This window comes from Limosilactobacillus sp. WILCCON 0051 (assembly GCF_039955095.1).
Classification (GTDB): domain Bacteria; phylum Bacillota; class Bacilli; order Lactobacillales; family Lactobacillaceae; genus Limosilactobacillus; species Limosilactobacillus allomucosae.
In genome coordinates, this window is sequence record NZ_CP154878.1 from 1,502,856 (window position 1) to 1,522,910 (window position 20,055).

The following is a 20,055-nucleotide window of genomic DNA, read 5'->3' on the forward strand; positions in this document are numbered from 1 at the left end:
GCCCGTAAGCGACTCAATTGATTGAATATTTGCTGGTCAACATTGCTTCAATTGCAAAACCGACCGTTGAATCTGATCCGTTCTTTGCTTCAGTATCAATCGTTTACACGAAAGTTCTCAGTCGTTTTGTCGCAGCAGAACCGTCCTGTATACATAAATCAGCTGCTGCTAATATCCAGCCGCAACAGAGCCCACGCACACATAAGTCAGCTGTTGCCAAACGCTTAAGCTGTCCAGTCGTAGCAGAGCCCGAAAAACGCATTTCCAACGACAGCAACATGACATGGCCTGTCAACCGGCTTAATGCCCTGTCCCTGCCAATTGACCAGCGGCGATTTTAAGCTGTTATGATAAAACCGAACGTGACGGCCTTCATAAATCTGAATCGCTCCTTTCTGCAGACAAGCGACTGGTATAAATTCAACCTGCGACTGTGCATTGCGGCATTCCGACCATTTAATCGGCTCCGGCAGCTCAAAGTCGTCAAAACGTGCGCAGTTCAATACCTGTTCCAAGACCACGCGCCCACGAAAAATAACGTTATCGCGCTCCGTTCCGCTTAACAGCTCACCTGGCAGGCCATCAGAAAAACACACCTGCTGCTGATAATGGCTTTCCAGCATTTTAAGCTCTGGCGGCAAAACCGCACAGTAGCCCTTTGAACAATGGTACACCATCAACTCATACGTAAGCATTGTTATCCCCACTTTAACAATCGCTGTCAGACTCACCCCTCCATCTGACACGATTAATAAATTATTTTTTATTTAATTTAATCAATAATTAAACGCATTTGGTGGTTCATGCATGTTTTTTATTATTGCAAACATTTTCATATTTTGCAAAATCTGTTTCTGACAGTTCTCATTAACGAAAACACGGCTGCATCCAGGCTCATTCTCAACTATGGCTATGCGCAGAGATGCTGCTGGATCCGCCCCATTGATAATCGCCAGTATAGTTAAGTGCTCTTCTAGAAATTTAATGCCGCCAAAGAATGTTGTTAGTGCGATGGAAACTGGCAAAGCTTGGAATTTTACGATTGTTTCAAGCTGCCAGCGTCATTTTCGATTTTTCCGGGCCAGGATGACTATTAACGGCTTACCTTGTGAAGCAAAACAGGTATTAACAACCAGTGGCTTTGAAATTACCTACTATTCGCTGTTTTTGCGCCAGAAGTAGGTAACTGTATATTAAATCGGCCTAACTTTACCTACTTGCAGCAGCCTTTTTCTGAATAGTAGGTAAAGTTGCATATTTAAGGAGTGATTGGGCCAGACCGACTTTGTGAATTACCTACAATTTGGGGATTTTCGGCCAATAGTAGGTAATGTTAGGGACGCCTAACTCGATATACATTATTTTTTACCTACTATACAGTGCTTTTTTGAAAAAAGTAGGTAATGACATTTTTATCATATGCTATTATTCAGTTTTTCATGAATAATTAGACATCATCACGTGTCAGGGCCGTTTACCGACTAGATCTGCACCATCATCGGCTACGAATCCTTTTTATCATTTATTATTGCGTATTACTCGCTGCTGAGATATTTCTGACAATCGATGAGTTCAGTCATTCATTGCACTGATCATGATCGCTCGGCTTGTATCAGATTTTCTGACTGATTGATATCAGGATTCACCATCGAAATCAGATATTTGATCCGATGCCACGGCCGATAGTTTCCAACTAGGTACGTATTTCAAAATTAAATTATTTAAAATTGTTGATAGCACTTGACTTAGAGTAAAAAAAATCGTACCAATCTTTTGCCCTGCAACACAGTAAGCTCTGACCAGACGCACATCAGAAGACTGTTTCGGCAACTAATAAAGTTTAATGCTATGACCAGTGTTCTAACTCGTTAGCAGCTAAGGCAGATGTTTCGACAACTAATAAAATTTAATGCGATAATCAGATCCATATCGAGATACCGTTTCTAAAATCAATAAAGCTAAATCGTACATCACAGCAGCATTTCTTATAATCAATAAAGCTAAAAAAAAACCTACTCAATTCTGAGCAGGGGTTTTTAATCAAATCGGGAAAACAGGATTCGAACCTGCGACCCCCTGGTCCCAAACCAGGTGCTCTACCAAGCTGAGCTATTTCCCGAAAATAAATCAGTAATCAACATTACCAACAGTTATAAATACTACCGCGGTTTATTTAAATCGTCAAGCAGATTTTATAATCATCATTAGTTCAATAATTGTATCAATACAATTCAGACTAATATCTGGCTACGTCTTGTCAGTCCGTGGCAGTCGCCGTATAGTAAGACCATCAAATTAAAAAATGATTAGAGAGGATTGTTGATATGATCAAGCCCGCCCTGTTGATTGAGGATTTTTCGGCATTAGGTCAAATTTCATTAATTGGTGCCCTTAGTATCTTGCAGGCAATGGGAATTACAACCGCATCCCTGCCTGCAACCATTCTATCCAGTCAAACAGAGGGATTCGGTCAGCCAGCAGTTTTAGACACCAAGCAATGGATTCAGGCTTCGCTTAGACATTGGCAGACACAAGACATTGAACCAAGCGGCGTTTTAATTGGCTACCTTGGTCAGTGCACCCTCGCCGAACAGCTAGGCAGCTGGCTTGAACAGCAAAACCTGACTGACTGCTTAAAAATCGTCGATCCGGTGATGGGTGATCAAGGTCGGCTATATCCTGGATTTGATCAAGATTATGTCGAGGCGGTCAAAAAACTATGCCGCCACGCTGATTTGATTACGCCTAACTGGACTGAGCTTTGTTTCTTGGCTGGTCTTCCATATTCGTTGCCAACTGCTGAGACACTAATTCAAGGGATGGATCAGCTAAAGGCAGTGGGAATCAACGCCACGGTCATTGTCACCGGTGTTCATTTGAATGGACAGATTGGCAGCTGCTGGCGTCAGGATCAACAAACCGGATTTAATCCCCAACCGCAAATCGGACTTCAACATCAGGATTATCAGCACGGTAATGATGAAGGTCAGAATCTTCAAAACGGTTTTGCTTCACACCAGATTCTGCAAGGCAAAAACGATTGGCATCATAATCAGCCACTGAATTTTTCCGGTAATGACGTTCAGGCCGGTCATTTCTATGGTACTGGCGATATCTTCTCGGCACTGCTTTACGGTCGGCTGCTGCAAGGCTGGTCGCTGGAGACAGCTGTTGAGAACGCGACGGATGCCATGGAGATCGCAATCCAGCAGACCGCTCCCCTCCCTGACAACGAGCGGCGATTTGGTCTGCGTCTCGATCATTTGATTCACTATGTAAGCAAGCATAAGAGGAGTGACTTTAATGAAAAAATCTGCAACGGTTAGACATTTGGTATTCACGGCGCTTTTGACGGCGCTGACTTTGATCTTTGGTCGTTTCTTCTTGATTCCGCTGCCTTGGACGCATGGCAACATCAATCTATGCGATGTCGGCATCTTTATCGGTGCCATGCTGCTGGGACCATGGGCAGGCGGCTTTATCGGTGGCTTTGGCGCCATGTTTCTGGACTTGATTTCCGGTTTTGCCCAATATGCACCGTTTTCGTTCATCTCGCATGGTCTGGAAGGCATCGTTGCCGGATTGGTCTTTAAATACGTTCGTGGCAAATGGGGCCGTGTTGCTGGTGTGGCCGCGGGGACGATTGTGATGGTAATCGGCTACTTCTTCTCAGATGCAATTCTTTATACCTGGGCAACTGGGGCGGCCGGCGTTTTCCCGAACCTGATTCAAGGAATTGTCGGCTCGGTAATCGCGCTTTTGATTGCTTCACCGGTTGAAAAAGCCGTTCACCCAGCCCTCTCCAGCAAATAGCAATAATCCATTAATTATAAGAATGACGCCGCATCCAGACGATAAGTGTTTGGAGCCGGCGTCTTTTTTATCTTCAAGTTTTTTTGATAAATATGATTTTTTGTTCAAGTAATCACAACGAAAAAATATTATTTTGACTGCTTGGTGTATCGTTCTCATCTGAATTTTTAAGCAGATTATCTCAACCAATATGCATAATTGATAATTTTTATGTAAAACGTTTTAAATTAACGGTTGACTAAATCTATCTAACCGCAATATAATCGCTCTCGTGCTGATTTAAGTTACTAAGGGGGTATTTTTTAATCGCATGATAAAAAGGGGAGTATTATTCTGCGTTTCCCTTGCATTTTCTTTAATGTTGCTGGTCAGTTTTGCTATGACCGGCAGCCATGTCTTTGCTAGTGAACTGTCCACAACATCGAGCAGCAGTTCACAATCAATTGTTAATAGCGCTTCTGTCAATAATCAATCAAAACAAGATCAAAACAGCACTACTAATGAACATACCGCGGTGTCGGCCGTCAGCACCAGTCATCAGCCGCAAGACGTCAGTGACCGCATCACTAATCTGACCGTTGTCGAACGTGATTCCAAAAAGTCGCAGTCAATCTATAACGATGGCGCTTTTGTCACGGTCAGCGGAACTTTTAGCGATGCCCGCGGTAAGATTCAAGGCGGCGACACGATTCACGTTAACTGGCCCAACTGTGGTCAAGCCTACATCAACAGTTTTGCAGGCGGCAAGGATCTTTACGTTAATGGAACGATGGTTGGCCACTACACCGTCGATCGCACTGGCGCAACCTTGACATTTAATGATCAAATCAATGACCTGCAAAACGTTAGCGGCAGTTTTTCATTTGACGTTGAGGTTCGCAACACTGCCGAACAGAACCAAACAATCCGAATCACAGCTGGTAGTACTGCTGCATACATTCCAGTCAAAGGAATTACCAAAGGCAGCAGTGAACAGCCAAGCGGTAAAGGATGGCGTGGTGAAAAAGTTGGGATGATGACTAATCGAGGCAATCATAATGCATTGGCCTGGGGGATCTATCTGAACAGCAATGCGGCCGCGCTTGGCAGTGACATTGTTTGTTCAGATACCATTCAAGGTGGCCAAGAGTTCGATCCTGATTCACCATATAATCGAATTACCGTTAATGGACAATCACTGTCTTTTAAAGAATTCAAAGCCGCCTACCCTAATTCTTCAATCGAAATCAACGGTAAGACTCTTACTTTCCGCTTCAATAAAGACGAATTTTCCGGTAAAACGATTCTGGTTGGCTACGGAACGAAAATCACCGATAATGACTTAGCGGTCTTCAACAACACGGCCACGGTCACCTATCAATTAAAAGAAGAAAGTCAGCCTACTACCGTTGACTATTCCAAAGCAGTGCAAAACATTTCATTTGATGCCAACGTTACGGGAACCAAGCCTGGCGAAATGAAGATCATCAACAAGTACACTGATGAGGAAGGTAAAATTAAGACCTTGCCTGACGCAACTTTTGAAATCATCAAACCAGATGGCGAATCAATGACCTACACGACCGATGAAAATGGTGTGGTTGACATCAAGGACCTGCCAGCCGGAAAGTACACGATTAAACAGATCACAGTTCCTGACTGGATCGATTTCTCGAAAGCCAAAGACCAAACTTGGACGATTGAGATTTCGGACAATGAAAACGGTACGCCGTTGATTGTCTACAATGATGTTAAAAAGTCGATTCCTTGGACGCCATTGACGCCGGCCAAAGACGTTAAACCGTGGGCACCATTGACGCCGGCTAAGGAAACTAAGCCTTGGACACCGTTGACGCCGGCTAAGGAAACTAAGCCTTGGACACCGTTGACGCCGGCTAAAGACGTTAAACCTTGGGCACCTCTCACGCCAGCTAAAGACGTTAAGCCTTGGGCACCTCTCACGCCAGCTAAAGACGTTAAGCCTTGGGCACCTCTCACGCCGTCTAAAGACGTTAAGCCTTGGGCACCATTGACCCCGGCTAAAGACGTTAAGCCTTGGACACCGTTGACGCCGGCTAAGGAAACTAAGCCTTGGGCACCATTGACCCCGGCTAAGGAAACTAAGCCTTGGGCACCGTTGACGCCGGCTAAAGACGTTAAGCCTTGGGCACCATTGACGCCGGCCAAAGACGTTAAGCCTTGGGCACCATTGACCCCGGCTGCAATTATTAAACCTGCTGATAAGCATGCTGATTCTGAAGCAACGGCAACACCTTCAACTTCAGCTGCTCATGTCAACAAGTCAAATGCAGTGGCAGTCAATAATTACTCATCACAGCCAGTTACCAAGGCAGCTGCCGATAATGACGTAATCGCTCAAGCCCAAAAGCTGCTGCCAAAGACTGGTAACCAAACTTCCAACGCAATCTGCTGGCTGGGAGTCATGCTTTGTGTCAGCGTGGCCGGCTGGGTTGCAGTATCTAAAAAGAAAAACAATTAAGCAAAGACAATAAATGTAAGGAAACTTCTGTAAATAAATTATCGCACTACCAAAGCTTTTTGCTCGCGGCAGTGCGATTTTTATTTTGGAGCAGCTCCTGATTTTAAAACATTTCATGATCAGTTGGCTAAATCAAGGCAATAAATCTCTCTCAGAGTATGACGGCGTTTTCATTTTGCAAGCTTTAGGTTAAAATAAAGTTATCGCATTTATTGAAAGGAATATTTTTATGAAGGGTGCAATTTTTAACGTCAACAATCTAATCGTCGACACAAATCAGCAGCAGTTTGACGCCTGGCGCGAACTGGCAATGTATGAGTATGGACTGGGACTGCCAGGCAAACTGGCCCCGCAGCTCAAAAATCTCAGCGCTGCTGCTGCCCTGCCAATCGTTTTGAACCAGCTGCACCAACCGGCCGATGAAGCTGGACAGACTGCCTTGCTGGCTGAACAAGAACAAATGTATCAAAAAGCGTTGGACTCGCTGGATGAATCTTCAGTAATGCCTGGGATCGAACGTCTTTTAATCAACCTGGACGATCACTACGTCAACATGGGCGTCGTCGATAACGGTGGTCATGCCGAACTCATTTTAAAACAGCTGCAGATTGCCGACTACTTTACTGCCATCATCCCTAATGAAGGCGATCCCTACTCTGCCTTTGCTCAACAGCTATCGGCAGCGCCAAGTGAGTGCATTGCTTTGGCTACCACTCCAGCCGATATCGATGCTATCAATCAGGCTCACCTGATCTCAATTGGCGTTGGTGACGCAGAAATGCTGAGCGCTGCCGATTATCAGGTTGCTCAAACCGGCGATCTGCGGTACCCGATGCTGCGCAAGGTTTGGGAAGATCACCACGAAAACAAGTAGTCCTGCCACTTTATCGCCAATCTTCTTTAGCATCCGCTTGATCAATCAGGGGGATGCTTTTATTAGTTATGATAAAATAAAGGCAGTATTCAAAATCGAAAGGAGGCAGGCCCTTGTTGCGCTATCTAATCAGTATCCTGATTGGCGGCATTCTGCTTTTGATCTTTAAGGACTGGCTTGGGATCGGCCGAAAACATCCGCCACGTCAAAAAACTGCTCGTCAGCCGGATGCCGTATCTGAGCATGAACCAGAAACAATTGCTCCATCGACGTCAAATGTTCATCAACCGGCAATAATCGCTCAATCAGCGCCAAATGAGCATGGTCAATCGATACTAGACGAGCATGAACCGGCAGCGGCTGCTCAACCATTGCCAGATGATCATGAATCTGCTGAATCACTGCCAGACGGTCATGAAACGGTAAAGAACGATCAATTACGACCAGTGCTGGCACCTAAGCCGGATGCTCACGAAGCTGTTTCACATGAAAACGCCTCTGCCCACTTTACCGAGCAAGATTTCGTGGCCACAAATGACAACAGCGCTACTGGACAGCAAGACATTTCGTCACAGACTGAAGCCATCAGTTTGAATCCAGCGCAAAATGATATTCAGCACGATCTTGGCAACTCAGAATCGAAACAGAATACTGTTCAACTCGAGCTTGGCAACTCTGAATCAAAACGCGATGCCGCTCAATACGATCTTGGCAACTCAGAATCAAAACGCGATGCTGCTCAATACGATCTTGGCAACTCAGAATCAAAACGCGATGCCGCTCAATACGATCGCAAAAGCCAGCCGAATCTTGGCAACACTGAAATGCTGGCCAATCCAGCGTCAAAGCTTCAAGATCAAACCAGCGTGCAGCCTAAAGCTGATTCAAAGGCCCCCCATGATGCAGATTTCTCGTCCAGGCCGCGAGCTAAATCAAAACGATCGCCTTTTAAATCATGGTTTAGCTTCAAACGTCCGGTTAATTGGTCAACGGCAGCGCAACCGTTAAACTGGTCAAACCTGCTTACGACCAAACCGATCAGCAATGCCGCCTACTTAGAGCAGCTGCAGCAATGGGATCGGCATCTCAGCATGGTAGCGGATCATGATGAGATTGCGACCCAGGCTCGGCAAAACTTTTCTGACGCCCAGAAGAACGCCTTTTTCCAAGATCCATTCCCTGGCCTGCGTTTTTTAGCTTATGAGATGGCCAAAACCTATTCTTGGTACAGCCACGGTACGGATCGCTCTCCACACGAACTGGCCATGCTCTCTAAAGACCTTAAAGGAATCATTCAGCTGCATGAGCGCGCCACGCAGCTTTTGCAGGGAGATATCGGGGAGCGCCGCGTCTATCAACTGCTGCAGGAGCTTTATCCTCATGAGGAACTGCTGGACTCGCTCAACCTGCCCTTTGACTACTACAAAAAGCAAAATGCCGCCGCCGTTAACCAGATCGACATCATATTGATCACTCGCAACGGTGTCTTGATTCCAGAGGTTAAAAACTATCAAGGCCTGGCGCTGCAGCTGACCAAAGATGGCGATTTCATCATTGCCTACCCCAACGGCTACTGTGAACAGATTAAAAATGCCGCTGAACAGCTCAGCAACCACGAGCATGCGGTCTCACGCCTGTTATTTGAGGATGCCAACGCACGCCAGATTTTAATGAACGCGCAGCCAGTCATTCATTCCATGTTCGTAGCGGCCAACCCCGATCAAGCAACCATGCCCGCCCCTGGAATGCGAAATCGACTCTACTCACTGTCGCAGCTTGATCAGTTTGCCAAGTTTAAGGCCAAGCGTCCATTAACCGGTCTCGAACAGCGCTATCTCAAAGAACTGCTGGCCAGTCGCGAAACCGGCGAACGCGAATACGAGCAGCCCTTTATCATCAACCTGGCTAAACTGGAACGTCAGCTGCTTGCGATGGCAGCCTTGAATGATCAGTATCTTAATGACAACAGTCCACTGACTCGTTATGTTGACAGTGACATGCTGACCAGTCTGCATCGCGGCAATTTCATTGATGATCATTGCCGGCTGCGCTAGGTCAAACTTGAAACCAGGTAACACCAGATTCTCTGGGACAAACTTAAAGTTGAATAGCACTGGAACTTTCCAGGTTGAACTTATAGATGAGTGCCGCCGAGAATTTTCAGTTCAAATCTGAAGTTAGGTAATGCGGATTTTCGCAGGCGAACCTGGAACTGAGGGCGCTGACTTCGCTAGGTCAAGCTTGAAACTGGGAGCGCTGACTTCGCTAGGCCAAACTTGAAACTGGGGGCGCTGACTTCGCGAAGCCAAACTTGAAACCGGGAGCGCTGACTTCGCTAGGTCAAGCTTGAAACCGGGAGCGCTGACTTCGCTAGGCCAAACTTGAAACTGGGGGCGCTGATTTCGCGAACTTATTTCTAGAAAGGATAATCATCTTGCATCAAATCAATACAGATGGTCAATGGCTGCATCTCTTTTATCAAGGTGAAGATCGTGATGACGGCTGTGCCAATGAATTGAGTCTGCAGCCTGCTAATGATGAGCACCGCTTAAATCTGCTTTTGAGTAATCACGGCCTTAACGATGAACCGCATGACGCAACCTTTTCACTCAATCAAGCCGATGCCCAGGCTTTGCAGAAATATCTGGCTAATTGGCTGAATGACCGACAAAAGTCTCCGTCATCACACGGAGCAGACTCATACGACCAAGCTTAGGAGCGTAAAATGCCCTGTCGCCCAATCCAGGCGGCAAGGCATTTTAGTTTTTAATGCGTTTGTTAATTTTAAATCCTACAAACCAGCCAACGCCATGGTTTACACTTTCCACGAAAATCACAAATCAGCATCCATTCCACAACCTACTGATAGATACATCCCATAACGGCACGTATTCCACCAGTCTCACGAATCTTCCTGAACTTGGAAAAACCAATTCATCGGATAATCAGCCATAAACACGCTGGCTTTGTGAAGCAAATCAGGGTCTGGCGAACTGAGACCGTTACATTTACCTACTTTACGCCAATTTTTCGCCAGAAGTAGGTACCTGTATATTCGATTTGCTTAACTTTACCTACTATTGACGCCTTTTTCCGAAATAGTAGGTAAAGATGTATATTTTGGCGCTGCCAGGAGTTGATTGGGCCAGACCGACTTTGTGAATTACCTACTACTGATGAATTTTCATCAAATAGTAGGTAATGTTAGGGATCCCTAACTCAATATACACTAATTTTTACCTACTTATACATCAATTTTTACGAAAAGTAGGTAATGATGGTTTCGTCATATGTTTTATGCAGGATTTTTTGCATATTAGCTAATAGCCCAGTGCGGCCGTCATCTCATTTTGCAGGAACTGATTGACGGCATCTTCAACCTGGGCCCGAAACAGCTCTTTTAAAGCCGAATCGTCATCTGCCAGTAGCGCGGTAATGATATTTTTGATAGAATCTTCCATGGGGAAAGCCTCCGTATTCTGATTGGTTTTTGACGATTTCAATCATACGGGGAGGGCTTTCCCTTTTTCAATACCTCCTTTAAATTTACACTCCCTAATTGACGCATTAAGCAGCATGGCTAAGGCTAGTTTTCGCTAATCGTAAATATTTCGCTGCCGCGGCCCGGCTCGTCTTAAGTTTCAAACAATCATTAACTAAAACGCACCACCCCAAACACGGGATGATGCGTTTTTATCGTTGTCGATTCTGTAGGTCAAGCTGACGGCAAGACTAATCAGCTTTACGATTTACGCTTCTTAGAACGGGCTCGGCTCGTCCCAGATGTCAATTGCAAGACTAAGCAGCTTTACGATTTACGCTTCTTAGGTTTAACAACACCAAAGCCTAAACCAGCAAGTACCAACCCCATCATCGCTAGGATCGATCCATGTTGAGCATTGCCAGTCTGTGGCAGCTGCTTGGTATCATTGGCCTTGTCGTGACTTAAAACGGCCTTAGCATTATTTTCAACTGCTGCTGAATCCGTCGAGTGTTCAAATTCACCTGATATATTCGACGTCACTGGCGACTCAGCAGGATCAGTTGGCGCTTGAGGCTGTTCTGGCGTCTCAGGCGTAGTCGGTTCTTCCGGCGCGATCGGTGTCTGATTCTTAATGTACGTTACCGTCGTGTCCTGCGTTGGATCAGTCGGCGTCACGGTTGGCGTGCTTGGCGTGTAGCCTGGCACGACTGGCACGGATTCATTTGGCACAACCTTTGTCGGATCACTTGGATCGTTTTGGTAGCTTGGCGTGTCTGCTCCTGGAATCGGGTTACCTGCTTCATCGACCGGAATGATCCTGCCGACCTGCTTATAGATGAACTTGGCCGTCTGATCACTATCGCCAAACGTACCGGCAGTGTTTTCCTGCTTGACCAGAACGTAGCCGCTGATTACTTGCGCGTCTTTAGTTACGTCAAACGAGTCGCCATAATGGTAGACACCGTTCTTGCTTGGCGCCAGTTCGTTGCCTTCCTCATCGACGAATCGTTCCGTCAACTGATATTCGTTTTGCGTATATGGAACAAATGTGTCTTTGCCCGCATCAATTGGGGTAACCGGACTGGGATCAACCGGCGTGTAGCCTTGAATTACCGGAATTGGTTCGTCGGCCATGACCTTTGTCGGATCGGTTGGATCTGTCGGATATGTCGGCGTGTCCGCTCCTGGAATCGGGTTGCCGGCCGCGTCAATTGGAATCAGCTTACCATTTGGCGCGTAGGTTACCGTTGCCGTTACATCTGGTTCAGCAGCCGTTGCCGTCAATCCGCCCGCTGTTTTCTTATCAGCATGGTAGCCTTCAATCACGTCCGTATCTTCCGTGCCAAACGTGAATGATCCCGTCCAGGCGCTGGTTGCGAGTACTTCGCCAGTGACTTTGTCAATCGTAATCGTGCGCGTAAAGGCATCCTTTTGCGTCTGAACCTTATCACTTGGCGTTTGATCACCGGCCCCAACGTAATGAATCGTTTGGGTTGCGTCTTTAACCAGGTTGGCGCGAGAAACATCAGCTGGATAGTAGGGACCGTCCGGATAGTTTGGATTGATCGGATCACCCGGGGTTACCGGATTAGGATCGTTAGGCGTGACTACCTGAATGGCGTGCTTAAAGTGAACCACGAAATCATTGCCTGTTTTGGCATAGATCTGCGTCCCATCGACAAAATCACTGGATGTCAGCTCATAGCCGCGTTCTTCATACTGCTTGATCTGATCAGCCGTGGTGTAGCCGATCAAAGAGCCGACCTCGCCAATTGGCAGCTCAAACTCATCCAAAGTCTTGCCCGTTGCGTCATCAACGTATTTGATCGTACCGGACACTTTGGCCTTGCTGTAGACAACTGATTGTGTCAGCGCTTGTTGCCCCGGCGTTACCGTAGCTGATTCAACCGTGGCCAGATCAACGTAGTCAAATCCCAGCGTGACTGGATCGGCTGACTTGACCGCGCCTAATTCAGCACTGCTTGGCATCCAGGCCGTGTCAGCATCGGTAGTATCGACTTTGCCATCACCATCGACGTCATAGCCTAAAACCTCTCCCGTTACGCTGTCAATGATTGCGGTTCGATTAAAGGTCGCGGTTTGAACGTACGTACTGCTGCCATCAGGCGAACCATTGACTGGATTGCCTTTTTCATCAACGTAATTGATCGTCCGCGTAACTGAGCTGCTGGTCGTTGCCGCGTGCGTTTGGTGCCGCAGCTTAACCGTATAGACCTGCGAAACATTGCCATCAATGTCATCGATCGAATCAAAGATAATCTTAGCGGGAACAGAGTCAGCCACCAATTCATAGCCCTGTGCAATCAGTTCCTGCAGGCGCGCGGCCGTTGAGTAGTCGCTTTGCGTGTTGGTTGGGCCGGTTAACGAAATCTCATCGATAACGCGATCATTTTCATCCAGATCGATATATTTGATCAACACCTGCTGCTCATTTGCCTGATAGGTGATGTCAATCGTCTGATCCGTTGAGTTTTCATCAACGACTGCCTCAGCAACGGATGCAATGTCTGGCGTGTAGCCGGCAAACTCAGGCGCGTTAAATGACTCCCAGTTAGACGTGCTCCAGGTCCCAGTCGTCGTCGTGCCATCCTTTTGCACCGTATTGATTCGAGCAATCGTAGCTGTCTGTGTGATAACGGCAGTCGTACCATCTGGCTGGTGAACGTTGATCGTCCGCGTTACCGTCTTGGTTTCGGTACTTTGCCCGTAGACTTGAACATAGGTCGCGTTTGGCTGTTTGATTGGCGTTGCGAACTGATCGGCATAGGATTTAAAGCCCAACGCCAGCTGCTTGCCCGCGTCATCAGCCAGCGTGCGGTCCTTGACGTTGACGACGATGCTGCTGAGGTTGGCCGCAGTTGAGCTGGCTAACGTTGGCTGCTGAATCACAAAGCTCTTAATCTGCGACCAATCCTTCACCTCATCAGCCGTCAGCCAGCTGCTGGTATCCGGTTCGGCATTATCATTCAAATCAACGGCCGTGGTTGAATAAAGAACCATCACGCTACCCGCAGTATTTGCCGTAACTGGCCCAGTCAGCACCACGTCGGCATTGTCAGGCAGGTTGACATAGATTCGCGAATTGGTAAGATCGCTGCCAGTCAGATTTTTAGGCGTCAGCTTGTAGCTCATTGAATCATCGCCAGAATTAAGCGAGCTGCCGTGATTATGATAATCGGTCCCATCGGCATTCCCTTGGCTGACCCCGCCAATCGTAAATTCAGCGCCCGGACTCAGAACCTGCGTGGAAAAGGCGTTGGCTACATAGGTATCGTCAGTAACGACCCCGCCCGTGTATTCCGGTTTATAAAGCTTTTTATCGTTGATTGCCTTTTGATTCTTAGGCAGCGGCGTTGAGGTCTTGACGTAGACCAGGCCTTGATACAGCCCCGGCAAGGCATCGTTGTTAATATCAAACGCTACTTTAAAGACGCCATTGGTATCACTGGTAAAGAGCTTGCTGTTATCAAAGACATAATCGCTTTGACTGTAGTCCAGCTTGACGACCTGTTCTTGACCGTTATTGACATAGAAAGTGGAGACCACCGGATTGCCTTCAAAAATGGAAAGATCCGGATTAAATGACGTATACTGCGGCAGCTTAATATAAAAAATTGGATGATCCAAAACATAGGTAGGCCATTCACCAGCATAGCCATTGGTAATCGAGCCGACGCCAATGGTTCCAGCGTAGCCGCTGCCCCCACCGCCATTGCCTTTAAAGTTGCTGGACAGCCCACCCGTAATTGTCTGGGTAACGCTGAGCACGCTTGAAATCAGGTTGGAGCCGCCAATCGTCAGCGTATTCGTCAGCTGATTACCAACCTGAACCGCCGTGCCGTCATTGTACTTATCGGTCAAGCGGCCATTGATGTAAAAGTAGTTGCCAATCGTACCATTCATGGCATACAAGGCAACATCAGTGGCGGCTCCTGCCTTGATCAGATCCGGAGTTAAGACGGCCTTGCGAATCGAGCTGGTTCCTTTGCCATTGATCGTTTCCCCGGCGGCTACCGTTCCTTGACTGGTGGTGCCATCAGCATAGTAGAGCACGTATGCATATTTGGTGACGCCGTTTAATTTGGCCGTCGTGATTCCGGTAGCCTTAAAACCATCCGCGATCGTAAACGTCAGCGACGCGTCGTTCAGATCATAAATCGTAATGTTTTGTATGCCAAACGTTGAGATCTTGGTTGCGGATGGCTTGCTTGCCGTCGCATCGCTGATTGAGATCGTCTTGTCATCCCACGCGCCAGCTGCTGATCCACCCGGCTTGCCTGGCTGTGCGATTGAGTTCAGCTTTTCAGTCCATGGCTGATTCAGCGTCTTGATCAGCTGATGGTCCTGCTGATCATTAAGGTTCTGCACGATGGTAATGTTGCCATCAGCCGTTACGGTTTCATCAACATTGCCGCTCACGACGTACTGCCCGACCAGATAGTATGGCACGTCAGCCTGGGCCAGCGTCGATCCTGCTCCCTTAGGCACCGTGATGATAATATCGGCCCCCGTCTGCGCCTGCGTGATCGTCGTTCCATCCGTAAACGCATTTTTGGCGGCCGTCGCGTCAGCATTCAGTTTAAAACTGGCGGGAACCGGAATCGTAATCGTCGTTCCATAGTTGACGCTGCCGTTGACGCGGGCAGTTGGGTATTTTTCATTATCATAGATGCCCTTGGTTTCTTTCAAATCCAGCTTGTACGTATAGTCAACGTTTGGCAAAAGCGTTTCTGAGGCTTCGCTGCTTGGCTCGCGACTCAAAGCTGGATCCATGTCAGGACTGATGATCTGCGTAAACGTTTTGGCAGTTGAGCCCAGATCGTTGCCATTGCCGTCAACTGCAGACAGGGTCGCCGTAAACTCGCGCTGACCAATCGACTCGCCGTCAATCAGCTGACCATCAAAAGAATCATTGCGGCGGCTGGCAATCGAGATCTTTTGGCTGATGCTGCCGCTTTGCTTTAGGACGGTGGTAACGTAATAAAAACCGTTTGCCGTATCATTGGTAATCGTCGTGTCGGCAATCGAAAGCGATGAGGCCCCAACGATATAGTAGGCAACCTGGTTTTGACCATCCTGGTTGGCTGGAAGCTTAAAGATTACCTTGTCGCCAGCATTCCCCGTATAGGAAATCGTTGCCGTGATATCGCGCTGGCTGTTCCCAGTATTGCCGATCTCGGTACCAGAAAGCGTCAGTGAGTTTTCCTGGATCGCGGCATTGGCACTGTCAAAAGCCGGCTCAGCAGCAGTCTGGCTGACGGCAGCGGTTGGCTCCTGTGCGCTGATTGATTGCTCGCCCACTGCAGAAGATGTCGGAACGTCTGATGATAATGGAACGCCAGCTGCTGAATCAAGAACTGTCGATGCAGAAGCGTCAGCAGTTGAAGCAATGCCAGCTGAGGATAGCGCTGTCTCAGTACCCGCACTCGTTGATTCTGAAGCCAGCATTGCCGATTTCGCTTCGGCATTTGCCTCGCTGATCGTTGCCGAATGCTGATTTGATGAAGCACTGCTTAACGAGGAAGCCGCTTCATCAGCATGAACCAGCGGCTGATCTGATATCAGGCCGTACCCAAACGTAAAGCCCAACACAACGGAAGCCAGGCCCGTATTCAGTTTCCGCAGCGAAAAACGAAATGATCGCCGTTCCATTTTATGATCAAGCATTTGCCGATTATTCTTTGATAGCATGTTTTTCCCCTCGCTTTCTTCACTGCCACCCCCACGTTACACAAGCAATTGAATGACCAATGAAGACAGTTATCGATAAGCTGTATTTTTCTTTTATCAATATATAACAAAATTCGCAAAATACCGCTTTCTTTCATCTCCTATCTTACTAAATTAAATACTAATATTTAAGGAATCTTGCTTGATTTTAACAATATATACACATGATAACCCAAACTAAATTTTAAGTTTCTTTAAGTTATTCAATGGGCCGCCCAATAAGTTCATTCATTTCCCCATCTCGATCAGCAAACGCTTGTTAAGCAGCAAACGCGCTATCCCAAGTCCTAAGACCTGAGCTGGCGCGTTTTTTTGCTGTCAGATTTATTTATGACTAGTGATACAGATCAAACCGGCCCTTGGCAAGCAGTTCCTTAACCCCGCCAGTTTCAATCAGCGACTTGTTGGCAATCATCTTCTTGATTACCGAAGCTGGGTAGCCATAGTACTTCATCCCCATCGCAACGCCAAAAGCATGCGTGTTGCCCATTGAAGCCACAGTCCCCAGTGAATGGTATGAGTATGGACCAGGCCGCTGACCACCAGTTACGCGGGCTGCCAGATCCTTAGCCGCGTAGATTCCCATCGTCAGCGCGATCTGAGCCGTCGTTGGGTAAGGCCGCTTGCCATCTGGCGGCATTACCGCGGCCACGTCGCCCAAAACGTACAGGTCATCATAATCAGGAGCCGTCAAGTGATCGGTAACCATCACCCGACCACGCCGCTGCGGCAGATCAGAGGCTGCCATGACCGGACTGCCGCTGACCCCGGTTGTCCAGATGATCGTGCCAGCCGTTTCCTCATGCAGCTGTTCATCCTTGGTTTGATAAACGACTGCGCCCGGCTTGATTTCTTTAATCGCAGCCTGTCCCTGCAAGGTAAGCTGTTCTTTTTGCATCAGCTTGATAGCATAATCTTTCATCTTGTCATCAAACATTGGCAAAATTCGTGGCGAGGCATCAATCATCTTGATTTTAATTGCGGCTGGGTCAACTTCTGCCACTTTGGCCAAACGCTTTCTGGCATCGTAAAGGGCCCCTGCCAGTTCAATTCCGGTAAAGCCCGCCCCACAGACGATGATCTTAAGGTGGTCGGAATCATGATCAGCACGGTATTGCATCATCTGATCGTTTAAATGATGGGCAATCTGCTCGGCCTGATCAACATTGGCCATTGGCAGGCTGTTTTCCGCGGCCCCCTTGATGCCAAACGTTTCCGAGACAAATCCCAGCGCCATCACGCAGTAGTCATAGTTCAATGGTGCGTGTTCGGCTAATTCAACCTGCTTAGCATCGGGATCAACCTTGACGACGCGATCCTTGATCAGTTTGACGGCCGGGCTGAGAACTTCTTGAATTCCAAAGCTGATATGTTCGGGCGCAACGTTGCCGGCTGCCACCTCATGCAGGCTGGTTGCCTCGTAATGATAGTCGTTTTGTTCAACCAGCGTAATCTCAGCTGTCTTGGCTGCTTTTTTCTGCAGTTCAACAACGGTTTTCAAGCCAGCATAGCCAGCACCTAAAATGACGATTTTTTTCATTTTTTTCAACCCCTTTTAGAGAACCATTCCAATTAGATAAGTCAGAACCTGAGTCGCACCGCCTACCATCAAGATACGGACAGCGCAGATAAAAGTCTCTTTTTTAACTTGTCTTTTGATAAGCATCTTGTTCTGTTTGAAAACGAAAGGTACAATAAGCAAAGACAAAATTACTGTAAACGGTGAAATGTGAAAGAATGGTGATATAGTGATAAATAAGAATGCCAAGACGTTTTTGACGCTAAAGGCAATCAGACAGGCGCGCTTGCCCAACAGCCGGACAATCGTATGCCGATGATTGCGCAGATCCTCGGCCGCGTCGCAAAGGTTGTTGGCCAGCAGCAGGTTTGAGATCCAAAGCTCCAACGGCATTGCCAGCACCAGGATCCGCCCCAGACTTAGCCAATCCCAGGAAAATTGCTCCTGTACGTTTAGATAGATGGTGATCAAGACAATCATAAAGCCCATCGTAAAACCGGCAAAAAACTCGCCCACCGGCAATCCGGACAGCGGATAGGGGCCAAACGAATAAAAGATCCCGACCAAAAAGCAGAAGATGCCCAGTCCTAAAAGCGGCCAGCCAACCTGAGCCACCAGCCAGATTCCCAATAGCGACGCGACCAAGATCATCCCGGCAATCAAGTATCGCATGGCCGGCAATGACAGCTGCTCGCGGCCGATGATGTTGGTCTTTTGCTGGTAAACCTCAGTATCGATGGCATGGCGGTAATCGTTGTAGTTATCCATGACGTCGACGGCCATATTGAACAGCAGCATCGCGATCAGAAACACCAGCATTACCCGCCAGTCAAACGAATGGTAGTACCAGATGCTGTAGCCAACACCCAATAAAAAGGGCAGCAGACTGGCAGCCTTGGCTTTCACCTCAATCAATTCCAAAAAAACTTTCAGCGACATTTTCTAAGCAATCCTTTCATCTCTTGCAGCAAAAATTATTTAGTTAAGGAACTCATTATTATGATCAATTCATTTCAAACTCAAACCAAACGCTTAATCGGCAGTGAATTAAAACAGGTTCGCCAGCTCATCGACACGCGCCTGCAGTGCCGCAATCCCGAACTGGCGCAGGCCTTGCAGCAGATGGCCAGTCACGGCGGCAAATTTCTGCGCCCAACGCTGCTGCTCTTGGTAGCCAAAGCGGCCGCGCCCAAGGATTGGACTCCCGCCACGCGCAGCCGTTTGATCCAGCTGGGCGCTTCAATCGAGATTCTGCACATGGCAACGCTGATCCATGACGATATTATCGATGACTCGCCCAAGCGTCGTGGTCAGGTCAGCGTTCAGGCTCAATTCGGCAAGGATACCGCAGTCTACGCCGGCGACCTGCTGTTTACCCAGTTTTTTGAGCTGTTGATTGCCAACCTGGCCAACGATGAGTATCTGCAGATCAACGCACGGTCCATGAAAAAGATCTTGGATGGCGAATTAGGACAGATGGCGCTGCGCTATCATCAACAGCAGCAGATCATTCAGTACCTGCGCAACGTCAACGGCAAGACAGCAGCGCTATTTCAGCTGGCGGCCAGCGAAGGCGCTCATTTTGCCGGAGCGGATCGCCAGACCACTGCTTATGCCGCGCGCTTTGGTCAAAACCTGGGCATTGCCTTTCAAATGATTGACGATCTGCTTGACTATACCGATCAAAGCAAGCTCAACAAGCCCGTGATGCAGGACCTGGCTACCGGCGTCTATTCACTGCCGCTTTTAATGGCCCTGCAGCACTCGGCGACGGCCAAAGAACTCCAGCCGCTGCTTGAACAGTCACTGACCCACGCCATTGAGCAGCAGATCAAGGCCATCGTAATCAACAGCGGCGCATTGGATGAGGCCCGTCAGTTAGCCCAGCGGTTTACGCAAAAGGCCGATCAGTGGCTGGCAAAGCTGCCGGATTCACCTGCTCAGCAACTGTTGGGTCAGCTGACGCAACAGCTTATGCAAAGAACCATTTAGCCAGCCGCGATAATCAGCCGGATGCTTTGAAGTATCAAACTGGCTTGACATTGACCCGGCTTACGGCATCAAGCGCTCAAAAATTCGCCGAGCGCTTTTTCAATTTCAAAATCGGTTCAACCGCATCGGCAGCTTGCCGGTGC

General features: G+C 47.9%; 12 protein-coding genes and 1 tRNA gene. 7 read left to right on the plus strand and 6 right to left on the minus strand.

Going from position 1 to position 20,055, the window contains the following annotated elements; genetic code table 11:
* Positions 1 to 224 precede the first annotated feature (224 nt).
* Entirely contained in the window at positions 225 to 695 is a 471-nt protein-coding gene (locus tag ABC765_RS06950; protein ID WP_347980021.1) for a hypothetical protein, read from the minus strand.
* Between the two features lie 1,350 nt (positions 696 to 2,045).
* Positions 2,046 to 2,119 (minus strand) — tRNA-Pro (locus tag ABC765_RS06955).
* A gap of 205 nt (positions 2,120 to 2,324) precedes the next feature.
* On the opposite strand from ABC765_RS06955, the gene ABC765_RS06960 reads away from it, so the two are divergent.
* From ABC765_RS06960 to ABC765_RS06985, 6 genes are all read left to right on the plus strand, one after another.
* Complete coding sequence (locus tag ABC765_RS06960; RefSeq protein ID WP_347953437.1) at positions 2,325 to 3,326, plus strand: bifunctional hydroxymethylpyrimidine kinase/phosphomethylpyrimidine kinase; 1,002 nt, start codon at positions 2,325 to 2,327, stop codon at positions 3,324 to 3,326.
* Positions 3,304 to 3,813 carry an ECF transporter S component gene (locus ABC765_RS06965; protein WP_347953438.1) on the plus strand — a complete coding sequence of 170 codons (510 nt, stop codon included), beginning with the start codon at positions 3,304 to 3,306 and terminating at the stop codon, positions 3,811 to 3,813. Before ABC765_RS06960 ends, ABC765_RS06965 begins: the two co-directional genes overlap by 23 nt.
* Before the next feature lie 514 nt (positions 3,814 to 4,327).
* On the plus strand, positions 4,328 to 6,292 hold the full coding sequence (locus ABC765_RS06970) for a SpaA isopeptide-forming pilin-related protein (protein WP_347980022.1): 1,965 nt from the start codon (positions 4,328 to 4,330) through the stop codon (positions 6,290 to 6,292).
* 229 nt (positions 6,293 to 6,521) lie between these two features.
* Complete coding sequence (locus tag ABC765_RS06975) at positions 6,522 to 7,166, plus strand: HAD hydrolase-like protein (protein ID WP_347980023.1); 645 nt, start codon at positions 6,522 to 6,524, stop codon at positions 7,164 to 7,166.
* Between the two features lie 116 nt (positions 7,167 to 7,282).
* Positions 7,283 to 9,220 (plus strand): nuclease-related domain-containing protein, encoded by a 1,938-nt coding sequence (locus tag ABC765_RS06980; protein WP_347980024.1) that lies wholly within the window; start codon positions 7,283 to 7,285, stop codon positions 9,218 to 9,220.
* Positions 9,221 to 9,600: 380 nt separating this feature from the next.
* The gene (locus ABC765_RS06985) at positions 9,601 to 9,882 is read left to right on the plus strand and encodes a hypothetical protein (protein ID WP_347980025.1); all 282 of its coding nucleotides are present in this window, start codon (positions 9,601 to 9,603) and stop codon (positions 9,880 to 9,882) included.
* A 604-nt stretch (positions 9,883 to 10,486) separates the two neighbouring features.
* Here the strand turns inward: ABC765_RS06985 and ABC765_RS06990 are convergent.
* The 4 genes from ABC765_RS06990 to ABC765_RS07005 all read right to left on the minus strand — a co-directional run bounded on the left by ABC765_RS06990 (position 10,487) and on the right by ABC765_RS07005 (position 18,859).
* Positions 10,487 to 10,627, minus strand: a complete 141-nt coding sequence (locus ABC765_RS06990) for a hypothetical protein (protein WP_347980026.1) — start codon at positions 10,625 to 10,627, stop codon at positions 10,487 to 10,489.
* A 347-nt stretch (positions 10,628 to 10,974) separates the two neighbouring features.
* On the minus strand, positions 10,975 to 16,362 hold the full coding sequence (locus ABC765_RS06995; RefSeq protein ID WP_347980027.1) for a MucBP domain-containing protein: 5,388 nt from the start codon (positions 16,360 to 16,362) through the stop codon (positions 10,975 to 10,977).
* Positions 16,363 to 16,735: 373 nt separating this feature from the next.
* Complete coding sequence (locus ABC765_RS07000; RefSeq protein WP_347980028.1) at positions 16,736 to 17,941, minus strand: NAD(P)/FAD-dependent oxidoreductase; 1,206 nt, start codon at positions 17,939 to 17,941, stop codon at positions 16,736 to 16,738.
* A 15-nt stretch (positions 17,942 to 17,956) separates the two neighbouring features.
* On the minus strand, positions 17,957 to 18,859 hold the full coding sequence (locus tag ABC765_RS07005; RefSeq protein ID WP_347980029.1) for a prenyltransferase: 903 nt from the start codon (positions 18,857 to 18,859) through the stop codon (positions 17,957 to 17,959).
* 60 nt (positions 18,860 to 18,919) lie between these two features.
* On the opposite strand from ABC765_RS07005, the gene ABC765_RS07010 reads away from it, so the two are divergent.
* On the plus strand, positions 18,920 to 19,912 hold the full coding sequence (locus tag ABC765_RS07010) for a polyprenyl synthetase family protein (protein ID WP_347980030.1): 993 nt from the start codon (positions 18,920 to 18,922) through the stop codon (positions 19,910 to 19,912).
* Positions 19,913 to 20,055: the final 143 nt, after the last annotated feature.

Excerpts from the sequence above, each read along its gene's own strand:
- ABC765_RS06960 (WP_347953437.1), top strand. The coding sequence starts at position 2,325 with ATGATCAAGCCCGCCCTGTTGATTGAGGATTTTTCGGCATTAGGTCAA.
- ABC765_RS06965 (WP_347953438.1), top strand. The coding sequence starts at position 3,304 with ATGAAAAAATCTGCAACGGTTAGACATTTGGTATTCACGGCGCTTTTG.
- ABC765_RS07000 (WP_347980028.1), bottom strand. The coding sequence starts at position 17,941 with ATGAAAAAAATCGTCATTTTAGGTGCTGGCTATGCTGGCTTGAAAACC.
- ABC765_RS07005 (WP_347980029.1), bottom strand. The coding sequence starts at position 18,859 with ATGTCGCTGAAAGTTTTTTTGGAATTGATTGAGGTGAAAGCCAAGGCT.
- ABC765_RS06950 (WP_347980021.1), bottom strand. The coding sequence starts at position 695 with ATGCTTACGTATGAGTTGATGGTGTACCATTGTTCAAAGGGCTACTGT.
- ABC765_RS06990 (WP_347980026.1), bottom strand. The coding sequence starts at position 10,627 with ATGGAAGATTCTATCAAAAATATCATTACCGCGCTACTGGCAGATGAC.
- ABC765_RS06975 (WP_347980023.1), top strand. The coding sequence starts at position 6,522 with ATGAAGGGTGCAATTTTTAACGTCAACAATCTAATCGTCGACACAAAT.
- ABC765_RS06995 (WP_347980027.1), bottom strand. The coding sequence starts at position 16,362 with ATGCTATCAAAGAATAATCGGCAAATGCTTGATCATAAAATGGAACGG.
- ABC765_RS07010 (WP_347980030.1), top strand. The coding sequence starts at position 18,920 with ATGATCAATTCATTTCAAACTCAAACCAAACGCTTAATCGGCAGTGAA.